We start from the raw sequence: 17,576 nt of genomic DNA, 5'->3' as shown, positions 1-17,576 counted from the left end.
GGGCCCGGGCCCCGGCTCGGGTCCGGACCCGGGCCGGAAGGGGCCGGGGTCAGTTGGCCAGGAGGCGGCCGATCTCCTGGGCGAGGGCGAGTCCGCCGCTGCCGGCGCCGAGACCGAGGGTGATGGTCTCCAGCGAGCGGCGGATCACCCCCGGCTCGGCGGCGCGCCGCTCCTGCGCGGCCCGGTCCAGTTCGCCGCGCAGGGTCTCGGCCGCGGCGATCCGCTCCTGGGCCGCGCCCTGGTCGCGCAGCCACTGCGCGAGTTCGGCGGCCAGCCGCAGGGTCTCGGCGGCGGTGTCCTGCTGTCCGATGTTGATGGTGCCGTTGTCGCCGATGATGCCGGCGGTGACTTTCTCGTTGAAGTTGAAGGTGCCCATCTGTCCCTCCCGGTGGTGGTGACGGTCAGGGCGTCCCTCGGCCCTGTCCGGGGTGCCCGGCCTGTGCACCGGGCCCGTTGTGGTGGTTGACCGTGCCGTTGTCGCCGATGACGCCCGCCTGCACGCTGCCCTGGAAGGTGTAGGTGTGCGTGTTGATGACCTGCTGCGCCTGGTCGTAGGAGCTGGTGTCGATGTTGTGGTCCTTCAGGAACCGCTCCGTCGCTATCAGCACACCCTGCTGGAGCCGCTGCAGGAAGTCCTGGGAGTCCGTGCGTTCGCTGAACCCCAGCTGGTCCCAGTCCGCGACGCGTTCACGGATGCTGTCCACGGCGCCGTAGTCGTACAGCGCGTGCCGTTTGTCAATCTCGCGCCGTACCTTCTCCAGGGAGCGGGCGCGCCGGCGCCGGTCCCGGGAGCGGCGGGAGATCCGCGAGGCGGCGCCGAGCAGCGCGGGCCCGGCGGCGCGGGTGGCGTGGGCGACCAGGCTCCACCAGCGCTCGAACCCGTCCACCGGCAGCCGGTTCACCCGGTCGAAGCGGCCCTGGAGCGGGGGGATGCCGTACGCCGACACCTCCCAGGTGAGGCTGGGGTGGTGGAGGCGGGCGCGCAGGTGCATGGAGACGATGGCACGGCCGCCCTCACCGGCCCGGACCAGGCTGAGGTAGGTGCGCATGCCGGCGCCGGGCTGCATCAGACCCGCCTGGACGAGCTGCTTGGGGATCTGGGCGAGCGGCCGTTTCAGCGGGTCCGGCAGCAGTTCCGCGCCCACGTACGGGACGTTGGTCCCCATGACGTAGAGCCGGTTGCGGACCTGGAGGCCCTTGAGGCCGGCGATGTGCTCCATCTCGCGGGCCACGTAGGTGTGCAGGTCGACCGCGTCGAAGGGCTTGATGGCCAGTTTGGCGCCGTTGCCGGCCGGGTCGTCGGCCGGCCGGCTGACGTCGATGGGCTGCCAGACCATCTCCTTGAGCTTGGAGCCGCTGCCGACGAAGGGGTTGGTGCGCTCGGCACTCGCGGTGTACGGGACCACGTTGGCCCGCTTCTGCGCCAACAGCCGCTGCTCCACGTCGGGTTCGACGACCGGGGCCAGGCCGGCTGGGCGCTCCGTGCCGTGCTCCACGGTGAGCGCGGCCGTACGGGCCCGGCTCTCGGCCTGGTGGACCAGCCACCAGGCGCTCGTGTACGCGAGGACGACGAGCCCCACGGCCGCGTACGCGAGCCCCCAGAGCCCGCCGACCACCGCGTACAACAGCACGGGCACGGCAGCCCACACCCCGACCCCGCAGATCCAGGCCAGTCGCCGGTCCCGTACGTCGATCCGCCGCACGGCGGCGCGCCCGTGCCGGGCCAGCGCCACCAGGTCGATGCCGAGGGAGAGGCCGGTGGCACGCAGCCGGTCCTCGGTGAGCTCCACGTCCACGTCCCGGGCGAAGTCCTCGTCCAGATGCGCGCCCGCGCACAGGTGCCGCGTCACCGCATCCGTCCGGTACTGCGCGAGCGCCGGTAACTGCCGTCCCCCCACGTGCCCCTCCCCCATGTCCCCGCCACCCTACGGAAACGCGCCCCGCCTGTCCCCTGATTGCCCCCGATCAGAGCCGTCGGCAGTCGCGCGCGAGCAGGGCGTCGCGTGTCACCAGTTCCCGTAGTCCTCCACATAGGTGGCGATCAGCTGGAGCAGGGCGTCGGCCCGGTGCCGGTCCTCGCGCTGCGCGCGCAGGGCCTCGTCGGCGGCCCGCAGCCGGGCCAGGGCAGCCGGTTCGCCGTCCACCACGTCCTCGACCACCGGCGTGGTGACCAGGTCCAGGCACTCGGTGAGCAGGCGGCGGGTGGCGGGGGACGGCGGACCCGGATCAGGGTCGACGAAGCTGCTGGTCAGATACTGTGCGGGATCGGTGAGGCTCCAGCCGACGACGGCGCCGCGCTGGACCAGGAGAGCGACATCGGGTGCGATGCCGATACGGGCATCCAGCGGCTCGTCCAGCACGTCGAGGTCGCGCAGGCCGGTGAGCACAGCGTCCCCGGGGGCCCGGCACAGCACCGAGCACCTCTCGTGCCGGAAGTCGCGGGCCTCATCGGCGCGAAGCCCGCCCGGGCGTACTTCGGGCAGGAGGGGAAGGCGGGCGGCCTCCTCGGCGGAGGCGGACTCTTCCGGCCAGTGGAACTGCGCCGCGACCAGCTCGCGGCTGTCTGTGTCGAACCGGAGGATGTCGGGCGCGTCCCACAGCACCTCCTGGCTGCCGAAGGTGTCCGCGAGAAAGCGCTCACGCTCCGGCACATCCGCGTAGGGCGCGATGTCGACGGAGGCGTCACCAGTGAAGCGGGGCGTGATGAGCATCGGCTCGTCCGTCACCGTCGCGCGCCAGCCGCCGTCGAATGCCAGATTCATGCTCACCCGTAGTCCTCGACCAGTTCCGCGATGAGCGCGAGCAGGGCGTCGGCTCGGTGACGGTCCTCGCGCTGGTTGCGCAGGGCTTGGTCGAGTGCCCGGAGTTCGGTCAGGGCGACCGGGTTCCGGTCCCTCACCGCGTCGAGCCGCGACGAGGTGACCAGGTCCAGGCACCGGGTGAACAGGAGCCGGGTGGCCGGGGCGGGCGGAGCCGGGTCCGGGGCGGCGAAGCCGCTGGTCAGGTAGCGCACGGGATCCGTGAGGCTCCAGCCGACGACGGTGCCGTGCTGGACCAGGAGCGCCACGTCGGGTGCGATGCCGATGCGGGCCTCCAGCGGCTCGTCCAGGACGTCGAGGTCGCGCAGGCAGGTCACCACGGTGTCCCCCGGAGCACGGCACAGCTCCATGGTCACCTCCAGGCGGAAGTCCCGGGCCTCGTCCGCGCGGAGACCGCCCGGCCGGACGGCGGGCGTGGCGGAAACGCGGGCGCTGTCCTCGGGATCTGCGGCCTCACCGGGGACATGGAACTCGGCGCCGACCAGTTCCCGGCTCGCCGGATCGAAGCGGAACTCGTCGGGCGTGTCCCACAACCAGTCCTGACTGCCGAAGGTGTCGAGCTGGAACCGCTCGCGCTCCTTCACGTCCGTGTACGTCGCGATACGCACACGGAAGTCCCGGAAAACGAAGCCCGGTGCGATGGAAAGGGGTTCGTCCGTCACGGTCGCGGTCCAGTCGCCGTCGATGGTGAGTCTCATGCTGGTTGCCGCCTCATCGGATCTGTACGGCCGGAGCCATGTAGCCGTTCTTGGCGGGAATCCTGCCCTCCACGACATCGTCGTGGGTAATGGGCGCACCGCGGTCGGTGGGCAGGCCGCCCGTCGCCCTCGCCCCGGAATCGCCCAGGACGCCCGACGGACCGTACGCCGTGATCGCGTTGCCCGCCCCGGGAGGACCACCGGTAGTCACCACGATGTCCTCACCCTGCCGGAAGATCAGGTTTCCGCTGTTTGCCGTCGAGTGGTACACCGCGTCCGGGTTCTTGAGGATCTCCAGGACCCGTTCGTCGCTGAAACCGTGCCCGGTGTCCCCGTGGTAGTTGCCGGCCTTCTTGAACTTGCCGTCCTGCGCCCTCTCGATGACCTCGTCCATGGCCTTGTTGGCGTCTTCCCTGGCCTTGGCAGCCTTTTCCTCCTTCGTGTACTTGGGCATGAGGCCCAGCGGGTCGCACCCGCTGTGCGGGTTGGACACGTACGCAACGGGGTTCGGGGCGGGGGCCAGGCCGAGGGGGTCCGGGGAGGTGTAGCGGCCGGTTTCCGGGTCGTAGTGGCGGAACAGGTTGTAGTGGAGGCCGGTCTCGGGGTCGTAGTACTGGCCGGGGAAGCGGAGCGGGGTGTAGGTGCTGCTGTCGCGGCCCCAGGCGGTGGTGCCCCACAGGGTGGCCCGGGAGCGCCAGGCGATGTCGCCGGACTCGTCGATCAGTTCGGTGGGGGTGCCGATGAGGTCCGTGGCAATGGCGAAGAACCGGCGGTCGATCTCCTCCTGACGGTCGTCGGCCGTCAGGATGCGCTCGGTCTGGGCCAGGGGGACGCCTCCGCGGTGGTCCCAGGTGAGGGCGATCGTGTTCGGCTGGTCCGGCTGGTGGCTGGTCTGTTCGCACAGGGTCAGGCCGTCCCAGGTGAACCGGACCTCCTCGGCCACGCTCTCGCCGTCGGCCGCCAGGCGCTGCTTCGCGATGCGGCGGCCGAGCGGGTCGTAGCGGTACCGCCAGCGGGTCCCGTCGGGGGTGGTGACGGAGGTGAGGCGGTTCTCCGCGTCCCACCTGTAGCGCCAGGTGTCAGGCTTGCGGGACAGCCGGGTCTTCTGCCGCAGGATGACCCGGCCGAGGGCGTCGTACTCGAAGCGGACGTTTCCGGCGCGGGTGAGGCTGGTGCCCGTGTACGTGCGCGATCCGGTGGCGTCGCCGCCCGGGTGCTGGTCCGGCCAGGTCCCCGAGGTCTGGTTGCCCGCGTCGTCGTACGCGTACCGCTCCGTCCAGCCCTGGGCGTGGACGGCTGTGACCCGGCCCGCCCGGTCCAGGTCGAAGGTGCGTGTGCCCGCCAGCCGGTCCGCGACGGATGTCAGACGGCCGTCGGTGCGGTAGGCGTAGGCACGGCTGTTCACGGCGCGTCCGCCGGCGGATATGTGCTGCTCGGAGAGTCGCCCGGCCTCGTCCCAGGCGGAGGTCAGGGTGACCGCGTCACCGAAGACGCGAGCCAGCTCGCGGCCGGCGGCGTCGTGGGTGAAGTCGACGCGGTGGCCGCCCGTGGTGAGGCGGTGGGCCTGTCCGTCGGCGCCGTAGGCGTAGGAGGTGACGTGTCCGGTGGGTGTGGTGCGGCGCGTGCGCCGGCCCACGGCGTCGTAGGCGTAGCTGATGGGCCGGCCGTCGACCAGTTCGGTCTTGGTGTGTCCGCGGCGGTCGTACTGGTAGCGCAGCTCCCCGTCCGGTCCGGCCGCCTCCAGCAGGCGTCCGGCCCGGTCGTAGGCGTAGTGCGTCAGCCGGCCGTCGACGTCCTTGACGATCGCCTGGCCGAGCTGGTCGCGTTCGAACGCGATGGTCCCGCCGAGCGCGTCGACGCGGGCGGCCAGCCGGCCCGCGGCGTCGAGCCGGTAGGTGAGGGTGCGGCCGTCGAAGTCGGTTTCGGAGACGATGTTGTCGGCGGCGTCGTACGCATACGTCCAGGCCAGCCCCTGCGGGTTGGTGACGCGGGTCAGGCGCAGAGAGGTGTCGTGCTCGAACTCGTAGCGTGCGCCGTCGGGTCCGGTGCGGGCGACCGGCAGGTCGCAGTGGGTGTACTCGAAGCGCGTGACCCCGCCGGACGCGTCGGTACGGGCGAGCAGGTTGCCCTCGCCGTCGTACGTCCACGTCTCGGTGGCGCCGTCGGGGCCGGTGCGCCGGGCGAGCTGCCCGTCGGCGTCCCATTCCAGGCGGGTGACGCCGCCCACCGGATCGGTGATGCGGACCGGCCTGCCGAGGGCGTCGCGCTCCGTGCGGGTCACGGCGCCGGCCGGGTCGGTCACCTCCACGGGCAGTCCGGCCGCATCGCACACCACGTGGGTGGTGGCCCCTTCGGCGTCGGTGAGCGAGGTGAGGCGGGCGGCGTCGTCGTAGGTGTAGCGGGTGGTGGCGCCGGCCGGGTCGGTGACCGCCGTGCGGTTGCCGCGTTCGTCGTACTCGTGGAGCATGCGTGCGCCGTCCGGCGCGACGACTTCCACGGGCAGGCCGAACCGACCGCGCACGGTGTGCAGTTCGCTTCCGTCGGGGCGGACGGCGCGGACGACGTGGCCGTCGTCGTCGTACGAGAAGACGGTCGTGAGGCCGAGCGGGTCGGTGCGGGACAGCAGGTTGCCGCGCGGGTCGTAGGTGAAGCGGGTGGTGTGGCCGAGCGGGTCGGTGCTGGCCAGGAGCTTGCAGCCCGGGCCGAACAGGTGGCGCGTCGCGTGCCCGTCGGGGGTGGTCAGGGTGGTGGTGTGGTGACCTGTCGCGGGGTCCGGCTCCGTGTACGTGAAGGTGAGCTGGATGTGGCCGGCCTCGCCGCCCTCCGCCACGACGCGGTCGCGGTCGTCGTAGACGTAGTCGTAGCGGCTTGCGTTGGAGTCGATCCAGGCGATGACGCGGCGGCGCTCGTCGTACTCGAAGCGGGTGGTGGCGCCCGAGGGCTTGATGGCCGCGGTGAGGTTGCCGTCCTCGTAGCCGTAGCCCATCAGGGGCAGGTCCGCTCCGCCCTCGCCCGCGCCGGCCAGGGACAGGGCGGTGACCAGGCCGTCGGTGACGGACACGTTCACCTGGTGGCCCGCCGAGTGCACCAAGGCCAGCGGCAGGCCGTCCTCGGCACGGTCGATGGTGATGGTGTGGCCGTTGCGTTCGGTGATGGCCGAAAGCCAGGCTTCGCCGTCGCCTCCCGGTTCGCTGCCGGACGGGGCGGTGAAGTGGAAGACCAGGCCGCTGTCGGGCTCGGTGACCGTGTAGTCGCCTTCAGCGCCGCGGGCCAGCTCGGTACGGGCCCTGCCCTTGTCCGGCCGGGTGGGCACACCGGGGGCCGGGTGCGGGTACGCGATCAGGAGGCCCTCGGCGGTGACGTGGATGACGCCGGCCTCGTCGATCTCCAGCCGCTCGTCGACCGTGGACGTCCAGGCCGGTCCGAGGAGGCGCCCGACCGGGAGGCCGGATTCGGTGCGGCGGGTGAAGACCAGCGGCAGGATGCCGGGCAGTTCGACGTCGGTCTGGGGCAGGAACATCCGGCCCGTGGCGAGGTCCACCGGGTCGCCGCCCTTGTCGCGGTCGCCTTCCGGCGTGTTGTGCGTGCCGTCCGGGGCTTCCTCCACCCGGTCGCGCACCTTGGGGCCCTTGATGTCGTCGAGGTGCCGGGCGGCGGAGCCGAGCTTCTTCAGCGAGCCGAGGCCCTTGGAGCCGACGAGTTCGGGAAGGAGCTTGCCGATGCCTTCGGAGGGGTCCTTCATGAACTCGTCGAGCATCTGCTTGCCCGCGCCCCACGGGTCGTTGGCCATGGTGACCAGGCCCGCGGCCGTCGAGTTCAGGCTGGTGAGGTACTCGGCGGGGTGGGTGAGGTTGTAGGGGTCCAGCGGGTTGAGCGCACGGGCGAAGTTGGCGATGCCCGCCGTGCCCTTGACGACGCCGCCGACCAGGTGGGTGGTGGCGAGGTCCAGATAGTCGAGGCCGTCGCCGAGTTGCTCGGTGTACGAGGGCTTCGGCGGGGCGGCGTCCCGGGCGGCCTTGATGGCGGTACGGAGATTCTCGGCGACCTCGTTGCGCTGCTTGCGGGCGTCGTCGAGCTTGTCCTGCGCGGCCGTGGCCATCGCCTTGCCCGGGTCGTCGTAGTCGCGCCCCGGGCGGGGCGGCAGGGGTTCCTTCTTCGCGTCGTAGGCGTCGTTGTATTCCTTGACGAGCTTGTTGTGGGCGGTGCGGGCGTCCTCGGAGGCCTTCTTCGCCTTGTTGTAGTCCTCCAGGGCCTCCTTGGCCTTGCCCTGCGCCCACTCGACGGTTTCGGCGAAGCGGCCCATGGTGTCGGCGGCCTTCTCGAAGGCCGAGGCGGCATTGAACCAGCGCGCCGGCTCCTTCGCGACGGAATCACGGAACGCGCCGGCGGTCTCGCCCTTGAGCCCGTCGGGCCGGGTGAGGCTCTTCAGGCCGTTGCCTACGGATTCGAAGGCCTTCCTGAAGTCGTTGAGGTGGGCGACCTGCTCGCGGATCTTCGAAGGGCTGCCGTAGACCAGCTTCTTCGGGTCCTCCGTCTGGCCGAGTTCGAGTTCCTCCACGTCCGCGCCGAGCCGGTTGGCGGCCGAGCGGCTCTTCTCCCGGATCCAGTCGCCCGCATCGTCGAGGCCGACCTCCTCCGCCAGGTCGGCCGTCTTGTCGCCGGCCCACTCGATGGCGTCGCCGACCCCCTCGACGGCGTCCTCGGCGACGTCCTCGACCGAGTCGGGTATGTAGTCGCGCCAGCCCATCAGTTACCGCCCCCGTCGCCCTTCGCCTGGTCCAGCAGGTCCTTCAGCGAACCGATCTTGCCGGTGGAGGTCACCGTGTCCTTGGTGTCCGACCAGGTCTTCTTGATGTCCTGCGCGCCCTTCTCGAAGGACTCGGCGCTGTAGTCCGGCTTGTAGACGTCCGCGCTGAAGATGTCGCCCCAGGACTTCTGCTCGATCTCGTCCTCGGTGGCGTGCGGATTGCCGTACGCGGCGTTCGCGGCCACCTTGAACGCGCCCTGGATGTACTGGTCCTCCTCCCACATCGTCCCCGCGGCGATGCCGAGGTTCCCGGCCAGGGTGGAGGCGTCCTGGATCAGGGCGCGCACGCCCCACTCCCAGCGCTCGCAGAAGTCCTCGAAGTCCGTGGCCAGTCCCGCGTGCCCGGTCTCCATCCCCGTCATCGACAGGTTCTCGAAACCCGCACCCTGCGAGGCGCCGGCCGCATCGCCGGACTCCCGCAACTCCGATATCGCCGCCCGCAGCCCGACCTGGATCGATGCGACCGCCGCCGGCGAAACCTCCAGATCCCCGCCGCCCGCCATCAGGCCACCGCCCCGTCAGAAGCCCGGCCGGCGGCGACATCGACGGCGCAGGCATCGGGGACGATCCCCGCGACCGGCGGGAACATCATCGAGCCGTCCGCGTCGGCCACGTTCACCGCCACCCCGGCCGGCCCGTCGACCTGCGGAACGACCGCATCGACCAGCCGCGCGCCGAGGACCGCCAGGTACGGCCACTCCCGGCCGTCCTCCCCACGGGCCCGGGCGAACCGGAACAACGCCTCCTCGTCGGTGAACGCGTAGAACCAGCGGATCCCGCCCGACACGGCCGACATCAGACCACCGGCGGCATCACCGGCACCGGCCGCGACGTCGGTGACCGGAACGAGCAGGGCAGCGCGGCGGAACTCGCCCACCAATCGCCCCGGATCCCCCCGGCCTTCCCGGAAATCGGCTATCTCTTCGGTCAGTCCCATGCCCGTGCGCACCCTCCGCATGATCCATGTGTGCGAAAGGAAACAGTACCGTTATCGGCAAAATGGACTGCCGTCCGACCGGGGCCGGAGTGGCGGGGGCTGTGTGCCCCGTAGGGGGTGCACCGGTCGGCGGGGCTCGGTCCCCCCGCGCCTCAGCCACGCCGACCAGCGTTCGAGCCCCCGTTCAGGCCGCCCGTTCAGGCGCCCGCCTCAGCCATCCGGCGGCGCAAGCTCAAAGGGCGCATGTCCGTCCACACCGTGCCGATGTGGTCCAGGCATTCCTGCCGCGTGCCCGTCGTGCCCTCGGCGTGCCAGCCCGCCGGCAGCTCGCGGTCCGCACGCCAGATGGAGTACTGCTCCTCGTCGTTGCGCACGACCCGGTAGCCACTCTCGTCGGTGTCAGTCATCGCTTCGGTCCTCCGCAGTCAGTCGGTCATCCGGTTTCATCCGGCCTTTCCGTCAATGGGCCACAGCGTGCCGCCCCGGCCCGGGCCGCCATAGGGACAAACGCGCAGAAGGACCGGCGGTCGGTGCTGCCGCTCCTTCCCTGGTGACGCCGGCCTGCGCGGCGGCAGTGTTCGGGGCAGCCAGGGTGGTGTCCGAGAGGTACAGCGCCGCCGGCCACGCCACCCCATCAGGCTGGAAGGAGCTCCGCCATGTCGGACACCCCAGAGACCGTGCACCTGCCCACCGGCGGGTGGCGGTTGTGGGAGCACTTCGCACTCCGCGGTCCGGGTTTCCCGGCCGAGGGGGTCCTGCGCATGGCTCCGCCCGGACTCGCCCTGGCCGCCGACAAGTTCGGGCCGGGCGACACCCTCGCCGGCCCGGACTGGGAGGCGTTCACCGGGGCCTTCGACACCGGCGCAGTCCACACCGCCGAGCTGCTCCAGGACATCGCGGCCTCGCCGCGCTTCCGGGCCGCCGTGGCCTGGCAGAACCCGGCCGTGCTGCGCACCGGCATCGCGCCGTTCCTGAACTGGACGCCGACCGCGGCGAGTCGTACGAGCATGCCCCGCCAGCGCGAGGAGCTGGTCGCCCACTACTGGCAGCGGTTCTGCGTCAAGAACGACACCATCGGGTTCTTCGGACCGGTCGGGTGGGGGCGTTGGGATCTCGCCACGGACGGGGTGCGCGTCGACCCCGGCTCCGGCGGGTTCCTCGCCGACTCGCGGGTCTACTTCGCCAGTTGGGCCATCGACGCCCTGGCCAAGTCGCTGAACGCGGACCCCGCTCTGCGGGCCTGGATACCCCCGCGCCGGGTGTCCTTCGTACGGGCCGAGGGCCTGTCCGTGCATCTGCCGGGCCGGCCGCCGCAGCCCATCGGCGAGACCGCCCGCGCCGTACTGGACCTGTGCGACGGGACCCGGCCCGTGGCCGCGATCGCCGAGGCGCTGGGGATCCCGGTGGCGGAGGCGACCGAGACCGTGCAGTGGCTGCTGGCCAAGCGGTGGGTGCACTGGCGCCTCGACGTGCCGACCGGCACCTACCCGGAGCGGGAGCTGCGGGCCGTCCTGGAGCGGATCGGCGATCCGGCCCTGCGGGAGCCGGCCCTGGAGAAGCTGGCCGTCCTGGAGCGCGGGCGGGACGCCGTCCAGGCGGCCGGCCTGGACGCCGAGGCGCTGACCTCGGCGATCGGCGCCCTGGAGGCCGACTTCGCGGCGCTGACCGCCACCGACGCCCAGCGGTCCAAGGGCGAGCGGACCGCGCCCTGCCGGGGGCTCGTGTACTCGGACGCGCGGCGCGCGGCCACGGCCACCCTCGGCACCGCCCTGCTGGACGAACTCACCCCCCTCGCACAGTGCCTGACCGCGGCGCGCTGGCTGACCAACCGGTTCGCCGAGCGGGTCGGAACGCGGCTGCGCGAGGTGTACGAGCGGCTGCGGGAAGCCGGCCCGGTGGACCTGGGGTCGATGTGGCTGGGCTGCCTGCCCTCCCCGTACCCGGAGGCGGGCCGGGACCTCGACGCCGTCCAGGCTGAGCTGCGCGCAAAATGGGCGCGGATCCTGGCCGTGCCCGAGGAGGCGCGCCGGGTGCGGGTGTCCTCGGCGGACATCGCCGAGCAGGTGCGGGCGGAGTTCGAGGAGCCCGGCGCGGGCTGGTCGCTGGCCCGCTACTTCAGCCCGGACGTGCTGCTGCTGGCCGATGACGCGGACGCCGTGGCCCGCGGCGACTTCGAGATGGTGCTGGGCGAGATGCACAGTGCGCTCAACACGATGGGCGCCTCGCTCTTCGTCCACCAGCACCCCGACCGCGATGAGTTGATCGCGGAGACCACCCGCGACTTCCCCGGGCCGCGGCTGCTGCCGATGCTGCCCAAGGAGCTGCCGCTGAAGTGGTCGACGCGCAGCAGGCCTTCGCTGGACCGGCCGCAGGACTACTACGTCTCGCTGGTCGACGACACCGGCGACCCGCACCGCCCGCGCACCGTCCTGTGCGCCGACGTCGCGGTGGAGGACCGGGACGGCCGGCTGACGGCGGTGCTGCCCGACGGGGCCGCGTTCGACCTGCTCGACGTGTACGCGAACACCCTGACGCAGCGCGTCATGGACCGGTTCACGCTGCGCCCCGAGGGCGACCACACGCCGCGGATCAGCATCGACAAGATGGTGGTGGCGCGCGAGACCTGGGCCTTCCCGGCGTCCGAACTGGCCTTCGCCGACGAGAAGTCCGAGGCCAGGCGGTACGTACGGGCCCGGCACTGGCGCGAGGAACACGACCTGCCCCGGTTCGTGTTCGTGGTCTCGCCGACCGAACCCCGGCCGTTCTACGTGGACTTCGACAGCCCGGTGTACCTGACCATCCTCGCGAAGGCCGCGCGCAGGCTGGCCCGCAAGGACCCCGGAGCCAAGCTGAAGATCAGCGAGATGCTGCCGACCCCGGAGCAGGCCTGGCTGACCGACGACCAGGGCGACACGTTCACCTCGGAACTGCGCTTCGTGGCCGTCGACCGGACGGTCGTCGACCAGGCCGTCACCGACGTCTCGCGGCCCGCGGACGGGAGCGCGTGATGCGGACCTTCGTCGACGACATCGCCGGGCACGCCGCCCTCGACCCGGACCGGGTCGCGGTCACCACCCCCGCCGGCGAGGTGACGTACGCGGAGCTCACCGCCCGCATCGACGCCCTGGCGGCGGTGCTGCGGGCCCGCGGCGCCCGCCCGGAGACGGTGTGCGCGGTGGCCGTGGAGCGCGGCGTGGACGCCGTGGTGGCACCGGCGGCCGTGGTGCGCTGCGGCGCGGCGTTCCTCGGCCTGGACCCGGAGCAGCCGCCGGCCCGGCTGGCGGCGCTGGCCCGCAGCGGCGGCGCGGAGCTGCTGGTGACCACCTCGGCCCTGGCGGGCGGGCTCGACCTGCCGATCCCGGGGCCGCCCGTCCTGCTGGACCGGCCCGGGAGCGCGGCCGGCGCGGACGGACCGGGCCGGCCGCTCGGCGAGCGCTCGCTCGCGTACGTCAGCCACACCTCCGGGAGCACCGGGGAGCCCAGCGCCGTCCTGGTCGAGCACCGCGGGCTGGACTCGTACCTGCGCTTCATCGCCCGCGACTACGGGCTGGGGCCCGACACCGTGGCCCTCCAGCTCGCCCCGCTCGGCTACGACGCGTCCCTGCGGGACACCTTCGCCCCGCTGCTGGCGGGCGGGCGGCTGGTGGTGGTGCCGCGCTCGGCGCTGCTGCGGCCCGAGGAGTTCGGCGCCGTGGTCCGGGAGCACGGCGTGACGGCGGTGCTGAGCACGACCCCGTCGTTCCTGTCGTTCCTGGCCGGGCAGCCGAACGGGGCCCGGCTGCTCGCCGGGGTCCGCCTGGTGGTCTCCAGCGGCGAGTCGCTGCGGCCGTTCCTGGCGGCCGGGGGGCGGCCGCTGGTCCGGGGCGACCTGGTCAACCAGTACGGCCCGACCGAGTGCACGATGACCTCGACCCGGTACGCCGTGCCGGCCCGGCCGGACGTCCTGACCGACACCGTCGGCACCCCGATCGACGGCGTGGTCGTACGGCTCCTGGACGCCGGGATGTCCCCGGTGCCCGACGGGGACGTCGGGGAGGTCTACATCGGCGGGGCGGGTGTGGCCCGCGGTTACCGCGGGCGGCCCGCCCGTACGGCCGAGTGCTTCGTACCGGACCCGTTCGGTCCGCCGGGTGCGCGGCTGTACCGGACCGGCGACCTGGCCCGGACGGGTCCCGACGGGCTGGAGTACCTGGGGCGCGGCGACCGGCAGGTGAAGATCCGCGGGTACCGGGTGGACCCGGCCGAGGTCGAGGGGGCGCTGCTGTCCCACGCCGGGGTCACCGGGGCGGTCGTCACCAGCGAGACCGACGCGCAGGGGCGGGTGTTCCTCGTCGCCCACGTCACGGGGGACCTGGCGGGCACCACCGATGCCGCGCTGCGCGCGCACCTGGCCGCCGGCCTGCCCCCGCACCTGATGCCGCGCCGGTTCGTGCGGCTGGCGGAGCTGCCCACCACCCGTGGCGGGAAGGCCGACCGCCGTGCCCTCTCGCAGACAGGAGGCCGGTCATGACCACCGCACCCGCGGCGCCTGCCGCACCCGTCGCGTCCGGCGGACCGGCCGGCTCCGTGCGCGTCCCGCTCGGCCGGGCCGACGTGGAGGCCGCCGCCGCGCGGATCGCCGGCCATGTCCGGCGTACCCCGCTGCTGCCGGGGCCGCCCGCGCCCGACCGCCACCGGACGGGCCGGCGGCTGCTGCTGAAGGCCGAACACCTCCAGTACGGCGGGTCGTTCAAGCTGCGCGGGGCCGCCAACGCGGTCCTGGCGCTGGGGGCCCGGCGGATCGTCACCGGCTCCTCAGGCAATCACGGCATCGCGCTGGCCCGGCTGGCGGCCGCCCTCGGCGCCGAGGTGACCGTGGTGCTGGCCGGCGGGGCGCACCCCGCCAAGATCGCCCTGATCCGGGCGCTCGGCGGGCGGACGGTCGGTGTGCCGGGCGGCGTCGCGGAGCGCGACGCCCGGGCGCGGGCGCTGGCCGAGGAGACGGGTGCGGTCCTCGTGCCCTCCTCGGACCACGAACTGGTGGTCGCCGGGCAGGGCACGGTCGGCCTGGAGATCCTGGCCGAGGCGCCCGACGCCGAGACCGTGTACGTGCCGACCGGCGGGGGCGGACTGCTCGCGGGGGTGTGCCTCGCCGCGTACGGGCATCCGGTGCGGGTGGTGGGCGTCGAGCCCGCCGGCACCCCCCGCTACGCCCGGTCCCTGGCCGCGGGGCACCCCGTACGGCTGGCGCCCGGTGACACCGTCGCCGACGGGCTGCGCGGCCAGCAGCCGGGGGCGGTGCCCTATCCGGTCATCCGGGACCGGGTCGACGACCTGGTCACCGTGTCCGACGCGGAGATCCTCGCCGCGGCCGCGCTGCTGCGGCGGCGCGGGATCGAGGCCGAGCCGTCCGGCGCCGTCGCGCTGGCCGGGGCGATGCGCGCGGGTCGCGGGACCGGCCGCGCCGTCGCCGTCGTCTCCGGCGGCAACACCTCGGCGGCCCTGACGGCGGCCGCCGCGGCCGCCACCCCTTCCCGTACCCACTGCACCACCTGAACCACACGCACCACACACGCCACCCGTACGTCCGCTCCTCGAGGAGAACTCATGACCATGACCGCGAACGAGACCGCGAACCTGACCACGCAGCTGACCGGCGCCGCCCTGACCGAGCTGGTCGTCTCCATCTACCGCGAGACCCTGGGGGTGGCCGACCTCGACGAGCAGAGCGACTTCTACGAATGGGGCGGCGATTCGCTGACCGCGTTCCGGATCACCGCACGGCTCGAGGAGGCACTCGGGGCAGAGGTCCCGGTGGCCCTGGTCTTCGCCTACCCCTCGCCCGCGGACCTCGCCGACGTCGTCCACGCCGACTTCGTCCAGGCATGAGGAGCCGGCCATGACCGATACCTACGTGCCCGGCGGCCGCTGGCGGCTGTGGGACCAATTCGCCCTGCGCGGGGCGGGTTTTCCGGCCGGGGGCGTGCTGCGGCTGGCCCCGGACGGACTGGCCGCGGCCGCCGACAAGTTCGAGCCCGCCGAGGGCCCGGCCGCCCTGGCCGGCGAGCGGTGGGGGGAGTTCACCGCGCTGTTCGCCGACGCCCAGGTGGAAGTGGCGCACACGCTCCAGGAGATCGCCCGGATGCCCGCCTTCCGGGAGGCGGTGGCCTGGCAGAACCGCCCGGTCCTCGGCTCCGGGATCACGCCCTTCCTGAACTGGACGCCGACCGCGGCGGGCCGTACCAGCATGCCCCGCCAGCGCGAGGAGCTGGTCGCCCACTACTGGCAGCGGTTCTGCGTCAAGAACGACACCATCGGGTTCTTCGGCCCCGTCGGATGGGGCCGCTGGGACCTGTCCGCGGAGGGCGTCCGCGTCGATGCCGGCGCCCCCGGCACCGGCTTGACCGCCGGTTCGGAGGTGTACTTCGCCAGCTGGGCGATCGACGCCCTGGCCGCGCGGATCGACACCGGCCCGGAGCTGCGGGAGTGGGTGGCGCCCCGGCGCGTGCCGTTCGTCCGCCAGTCCGGGATGGACGTGACGGTGCCGGGCCGCCCGCGCCAGGCCCTCGGCGAGGAGGGGCGCGCAGTGCTCGCACTCTGCGACGGCGTACGCCCCGCGCGGGAGATCCGCGCCGCGCTGCCGGACGTGGACGTTTCCGCAGTCCTGGCCGACCTGGTCGCCCGCCGGTGGGTGGTGTGGAAGCTGGAGGTGCCCGCCGACGCCCGCCCCGAGCGGTATCTGCGGGCCTGGCTGGACCGGGTCGGGGACGCGGAGCTGCGCGCACCCGGCCTGGCCGCCCTGGATGCTCTGGAGCGGGGCCGGGACCGGGTGGCGCAGGCGGCCGGGCCCGAGGCCCTGGTGGCCGCGCTGACGGAGCTGGAGGGCGAGTTCGTCTCGCTGACCGAGACCGCCGCCGTACGCGAGAAGGCGGCCGGTACGGCTCCCTGCCGGGCCCTGGTGTACTCCGACTGCCGGCGGGCGGCGACCGCCACCCTCGGGCGGACCGTGCACGAGGCCCTCGCCCCGCTGGACCCGCTGCTGACCAGCGCCGGCTGGCTCACCGCCCGGCTCGCCGACGCGGTGATGGCCCGGGCGCGGGAGGTGTACCGCCGGCTGGCCGGGCAGGGGCCGGTCGACCTGGCCGCGTTCTGGTTCGCCTGCATGCCGATCCTGCACGGCGCCGCCCGGGCGGAGTCCGCCGAGCTCCAGCAGGAGTTCCGCCGGCGCTGGGACGCGATCCTGGCGCCCCCGCCGGGCACCCGCCGGGTCAGGCTGCCGCTGGAGGCCGTCGCGGGGCCCGTCGCCGAGCAGTTCGGCGGCCCGGGCGGCGGCTGGACCGCCTCCCGCTACCTCAGCCCCGACATCATGATCGCCGCGGCCGGGGAACAGGCCGTGGCACGCGGTGACTTCGAGCTGGTCCTCGGTGAACTGCACGTCGCCGCCAACACGTTGGGCGCTTCGCTGTTCGTCAACCAGCACCCGGACGCCGAGGAGCTGCTCGGGCTCACCGACCGGGACCATCCCGGCCCCCGGCTGATTCCGCTGCTGCCGAAGGAGCACCGCTCGCGGCTGTCGGCGCGGATCCGGCACTCCTTGGTCCGCCCCGAGGACTACTACGTCGCCCTCGTCGACTTCACCGCCGATCCGGGCCGGCCCCGTACGGTGCTCAGCGCCGATGTGGCGGTGACCGAACGGACGGACGGCGAGCTGGCGGTGGTGCTGCCCGACGGGTCCGAGTTCCCCGCCGTGGACGTGTTCTCGCACGTGCTGACCACCCTGGCGATGGACCTGTTCCAGATCCTGCCGGACGCGCCCGACCACTCCCCCCGGGTCACGGTGGACCGCCTCGTCGTGGCCCGCGAGACCTGGCGGCTGCCCCCGTCGGACATGGACTTCGCGGAGGAGAAGGACGAGGCGCGCCGGTTCGTACGGACCCGGCAGTGGCGGGAGCGGCGCGAGCTGCCGCGGTTCGTGTTCGTGGTGCTGCCGACCGAGACCCGGCCGTTCTACGTGGACTTCGACAGCCCGGTGTACGTCAACATCCTCGCCAAGGCGGTCCGCAGGATGGCCCGCAAGGAGCCCGAGGGCCGGGCCGTGTTCACCGAGATGCTGCCGAGCCCCGAACAGGCCTGGCTGACCGACGACCAGGGCGATGCGTACACGTCCGAGCTGCGCTTCGTGGCGGTGGACGAGGGCTGACCGCAGCGGCCCGGCCGCACATGTGGAGCGACGTGTACGACGGCGGCGCGCACGGCAGACCGACACCGTGCGGTGCCGCCGTTGCGCTTTTTACCCCCCGGCGGCTGCGTGCGCGGCTGCGTCTTCTTCCCTACTG

At 73.2% G+C, this 17,576-nt stretch carries 13 protein-coding genes; 5 read left to right on the top strand and 8 right to left on the bottom strand.

The genetic code is table 11. The features are described 5' to 3' along the window. Positions 1 to 49: 49 nt before the first annotated feature. From AB0M76_RS33430 to AB0M76_RS33395, 8 genes are all read right to left on the bottom strand, one after another. Complete coding sequence (locus AB0M76_RS33430) at positions 50 to 376, bottom strand: hypothetical protein (RefSeq protein ID WP_365956509.1); 327 nt, start codon at positions 374 to 376, stop codon at positions 50 to 52. Positions 377 to 401: 25 nt separating this feature from the next. Further along, on the bottom strand, positions 402 to 1,898 hold the full coding sequence (locus tag AB0M76_RS33425; protein ID WP_365956508.1) for a hypothetical protein: 1,497 nt from the start codon (positions 1,896 to 1,898) through the stop codon (positions 402 to 404). 108 nt (positions 1,899 to 2,006) lie between these two features. Beyond that, positions 2,007 to 2,762: a hypothetical protein gene (locus tag AB0M76_RS33420; protein WP_365956507.1), complete on the bottom strand. Its 756-nt coding sequence runs from the start codon at positions 2,760 to 2,762 to the stop codon at positions 2,007 to 2,009. 2 nt (positions 2,763 to 2,764) lie between these two features. Next, a complete protein-coding gene (locus AB0M76_RS33415; RefSeq protein ID WP_365956506.1) occupies positions 2,765 to 3,517 on the bottom strand; it encodes a hypothetical protein in 753 nt (250 codons plus the stop codon). A 13-nt stretch (positions 3,518 to 3,530) separates the two neighbouring features. Next, positions 3,531 to 8,264 (bottom strand): putative T7SS-secreted protein, encoded by a 4,734-nt coding sequence (locus tag AB0M76_RS33410; RefSeq protein WP_365956505.1) that lies wholly within the window; start codon positions 8,262 to 8,264, stop codon positions 3,531 to 3,533. After that, on the bottom strand, positions 8,264 to 8,827 hold the full coding sequence (locus tag AB0M76_RS33405; protein ID WP_365956504.1) for a hypothetical protein: 564 nt from the start codon (positions 8,825 to 8,827) through the stop codon (positions 8,264 to 8,266). Before AB0M76_RS33405 ends, AB0M76_RS33410 begins: the two co-directional genes overlap by 1 nt. Beyond that, complete coding sequence (locus AB0M76_RS33400) at positions 8,827 to 9,261, bottom strand: SseB family protein (RefSeq protein WP_365956503.1); 435 nt, start codon at positions 9,259 to 9,261, stop codon at positions 8,827 to 8,829. The genes AB0M76_RS33405 and AB0M76_RS33400 overlap by 1 nt, the downstream gene beginning before the upstream one ends. Positions 9,262 to 9,458: 197 nt before the next feature. Beyond that, positions 9,459 to 9,668, bottom strand: a complete 210-nt coding sequence (locus AB0M76_RS33395) for an MbtH family NRPS accessory protein (protein ID WP_365956502.1) — start codon at positions 9,666 to 9,668, stop codon at positions 9,459 to 9,461. A gap of 249 nt (positions 9,669 to 9,917) precedes the next feature. On the opposite strand from AB0M76_RS33395, the gene AB0M76_RS33390 reads away from it, so the two are divergent. From AB0M76_RS33390 to AB0M76_RS33370, 5 genes are read left to right on the top strand one after another with little or no spacing between them, the layout of a single operon-like run. Then, positions 9,918 to 12,269 (top strand): lantibiotic dehydratase, encoded by a 2,352-nt coding sequence (locus AB0M76_RS33390; protein ID WP_365956501.1) that lies wholly within the window; start codon positions 9,918 to 9,920, stop codon positions 12,267 to 12,269. Continuing rightward, a complete protein-coding gene (locus AB0M76_RS33385) occupies positions 12,269 to 13,771 on the top strand; it encodes an amino acid adenylation domain-containing protein (protein ID WP_365956500.1) in 1,503 nt (500 codons plus the stop codon). The genes AB0M76_RS33390 and AB0M76_RS33385 overlap by 1 nt, the downstream gene beginning before the upstream one ends. Next, positions 13,768 to 14,796 (top strand): pyridoxal-phosphate dependent enzyme, encoded by a 1,029-nt coding sequence (locus tag AB0M76_RS33380; protein ID WP_365956499.1) that lies wholly within the window; start codon positions 13,768 to 13,770, stop codon positions 14,794 to 14,796. The genes AB0M76_RS33385 and AB0M76_RS33380 overlap by 4 nt, the downstream gene beginning before the upstream one ends. A 51-nt stretch (positions 14,797 to 14,847) precedes the next feature. Next, complete coding sequence (locus AB0M76_RS33375; RefSeq protein ID WP_266662555.1) at positions 14,848 to 15,129, top strand: acyl carrier protein; 282 nt, start codon at positions 14,848 to 14,850, stop codon at positions 15,127 to 15,129. A gap of 10 nt (positions 15,130 to 15,139) precedes the next feature. Next, positions 15,140 to 17,440, top strand: a complete 2,301-nt coding sequence (locus AB0M76_RS33370) for a lantibiotic dehydratase (protein WP_365956498.1) — start codon at positions 15,140 to 15,142, stop codon at positions 17,438 to 17,440. Positions 17,441 to 17,576: the final 136 nt, after the last annotated feature.

It is taken from the genome of Streptomyces sp. NPDC051364, from assembly GCF_040682115.1.
Taxonomy (GTDB): Bacteria; Actinomycetota; Actinomycetes; order Streptomycetales; family Streptomycetaceae; genus Streptomyces.
This window is presented reverse-complemented; position numbering and strand designations above follow the sequence as displayed.

Bases quoted from the DNA above. Each gene is read 5' to 3' on its own strand.
- AB0M76_RS33405 (WP_365956504.1), bottom strand. From the start codon at position 8,827: ATGGCGGGCGGCGGGGATCTGGAGGTTTCGCCGGCGGCGGTCGCATCG.
- AB0M76_RS33400 (WP_365956503.1), bottom strand. From the start codon at position 9,261: ATGGGACTGACCGAAGAGATAGCCGATTTCCGGGAAGGCCGGGGGGAT.
- AB0M76_RS33415 (WP_365956506.1), bottom strand. From the start codon at position 3,517: ATGAGACTCACCATCGACGGCGACTGGACCGCGACCGTGACGGACGAA.
- AB0M76_RS33410 (WP_365956505.1), bottom strand. From the start codon at position 8,264: ATGGGCTGGCGCGACTACATACCCGACTCGGTCGAGGACGTCGCCGAG.
- AB0M76_RS33395 (WP_365956502.1), bottom strand. From the start codon at position 9,668: ATGACTGACACCGACGAGAGTGGCTACCGGGTCGTGCGCAACGACGAG.
- AB0M76_RS33420 (WP_365956507.1), bottom strand. From the start codon at position 2,762: ATGAATCTGGCATTCGACGGCGGCTGGCGCGCGACGGTGACGGACGAG.
- AB0M76_RS33430 (WP_365956509.1), bottom strand. From the start codon at position 376: ATGGGCACCTTCAACTTCAACGAGAAAGTCACCGCCGGCATCATCGGC.
- AB0M76_RS33380 (WP_365956499.1), top strand. From the start codon at position 13,768: ATGACCACCGCACCCGCGGCGCCTGCCGCACCCGTCGCGTCCGGCGGA.
- AB0M76_RS33390 (WP_365956501.1), top strand. From the start codon at position 9,918: ATGTCGGACACCCCAGAGACCGTGCACCTGCCCACCGGCGGGTGGCGG.
- AB0M76_RS33385 (WP_365956500.1), top strand. From the start codon at position 12,269: ATGCGGACCTTCGTCGACGACATCGCCGGGCACGCCGCCCTCGACCCG.
- AB0M76_RS33370 (WP_365956498.1), top strand. From the start codon at position 15,140: ATGACCGATACCTACGTGCCCGGCGGCCGCTGGCGGCTGTGGGACCAA.
- AB0M76_RS33375 (WP_266662555.1), top strand. From the start codon at position 14,848: ATGACCATGACCGCGAACGAGACCGCGAACCTGACCACGCAGCTGACC.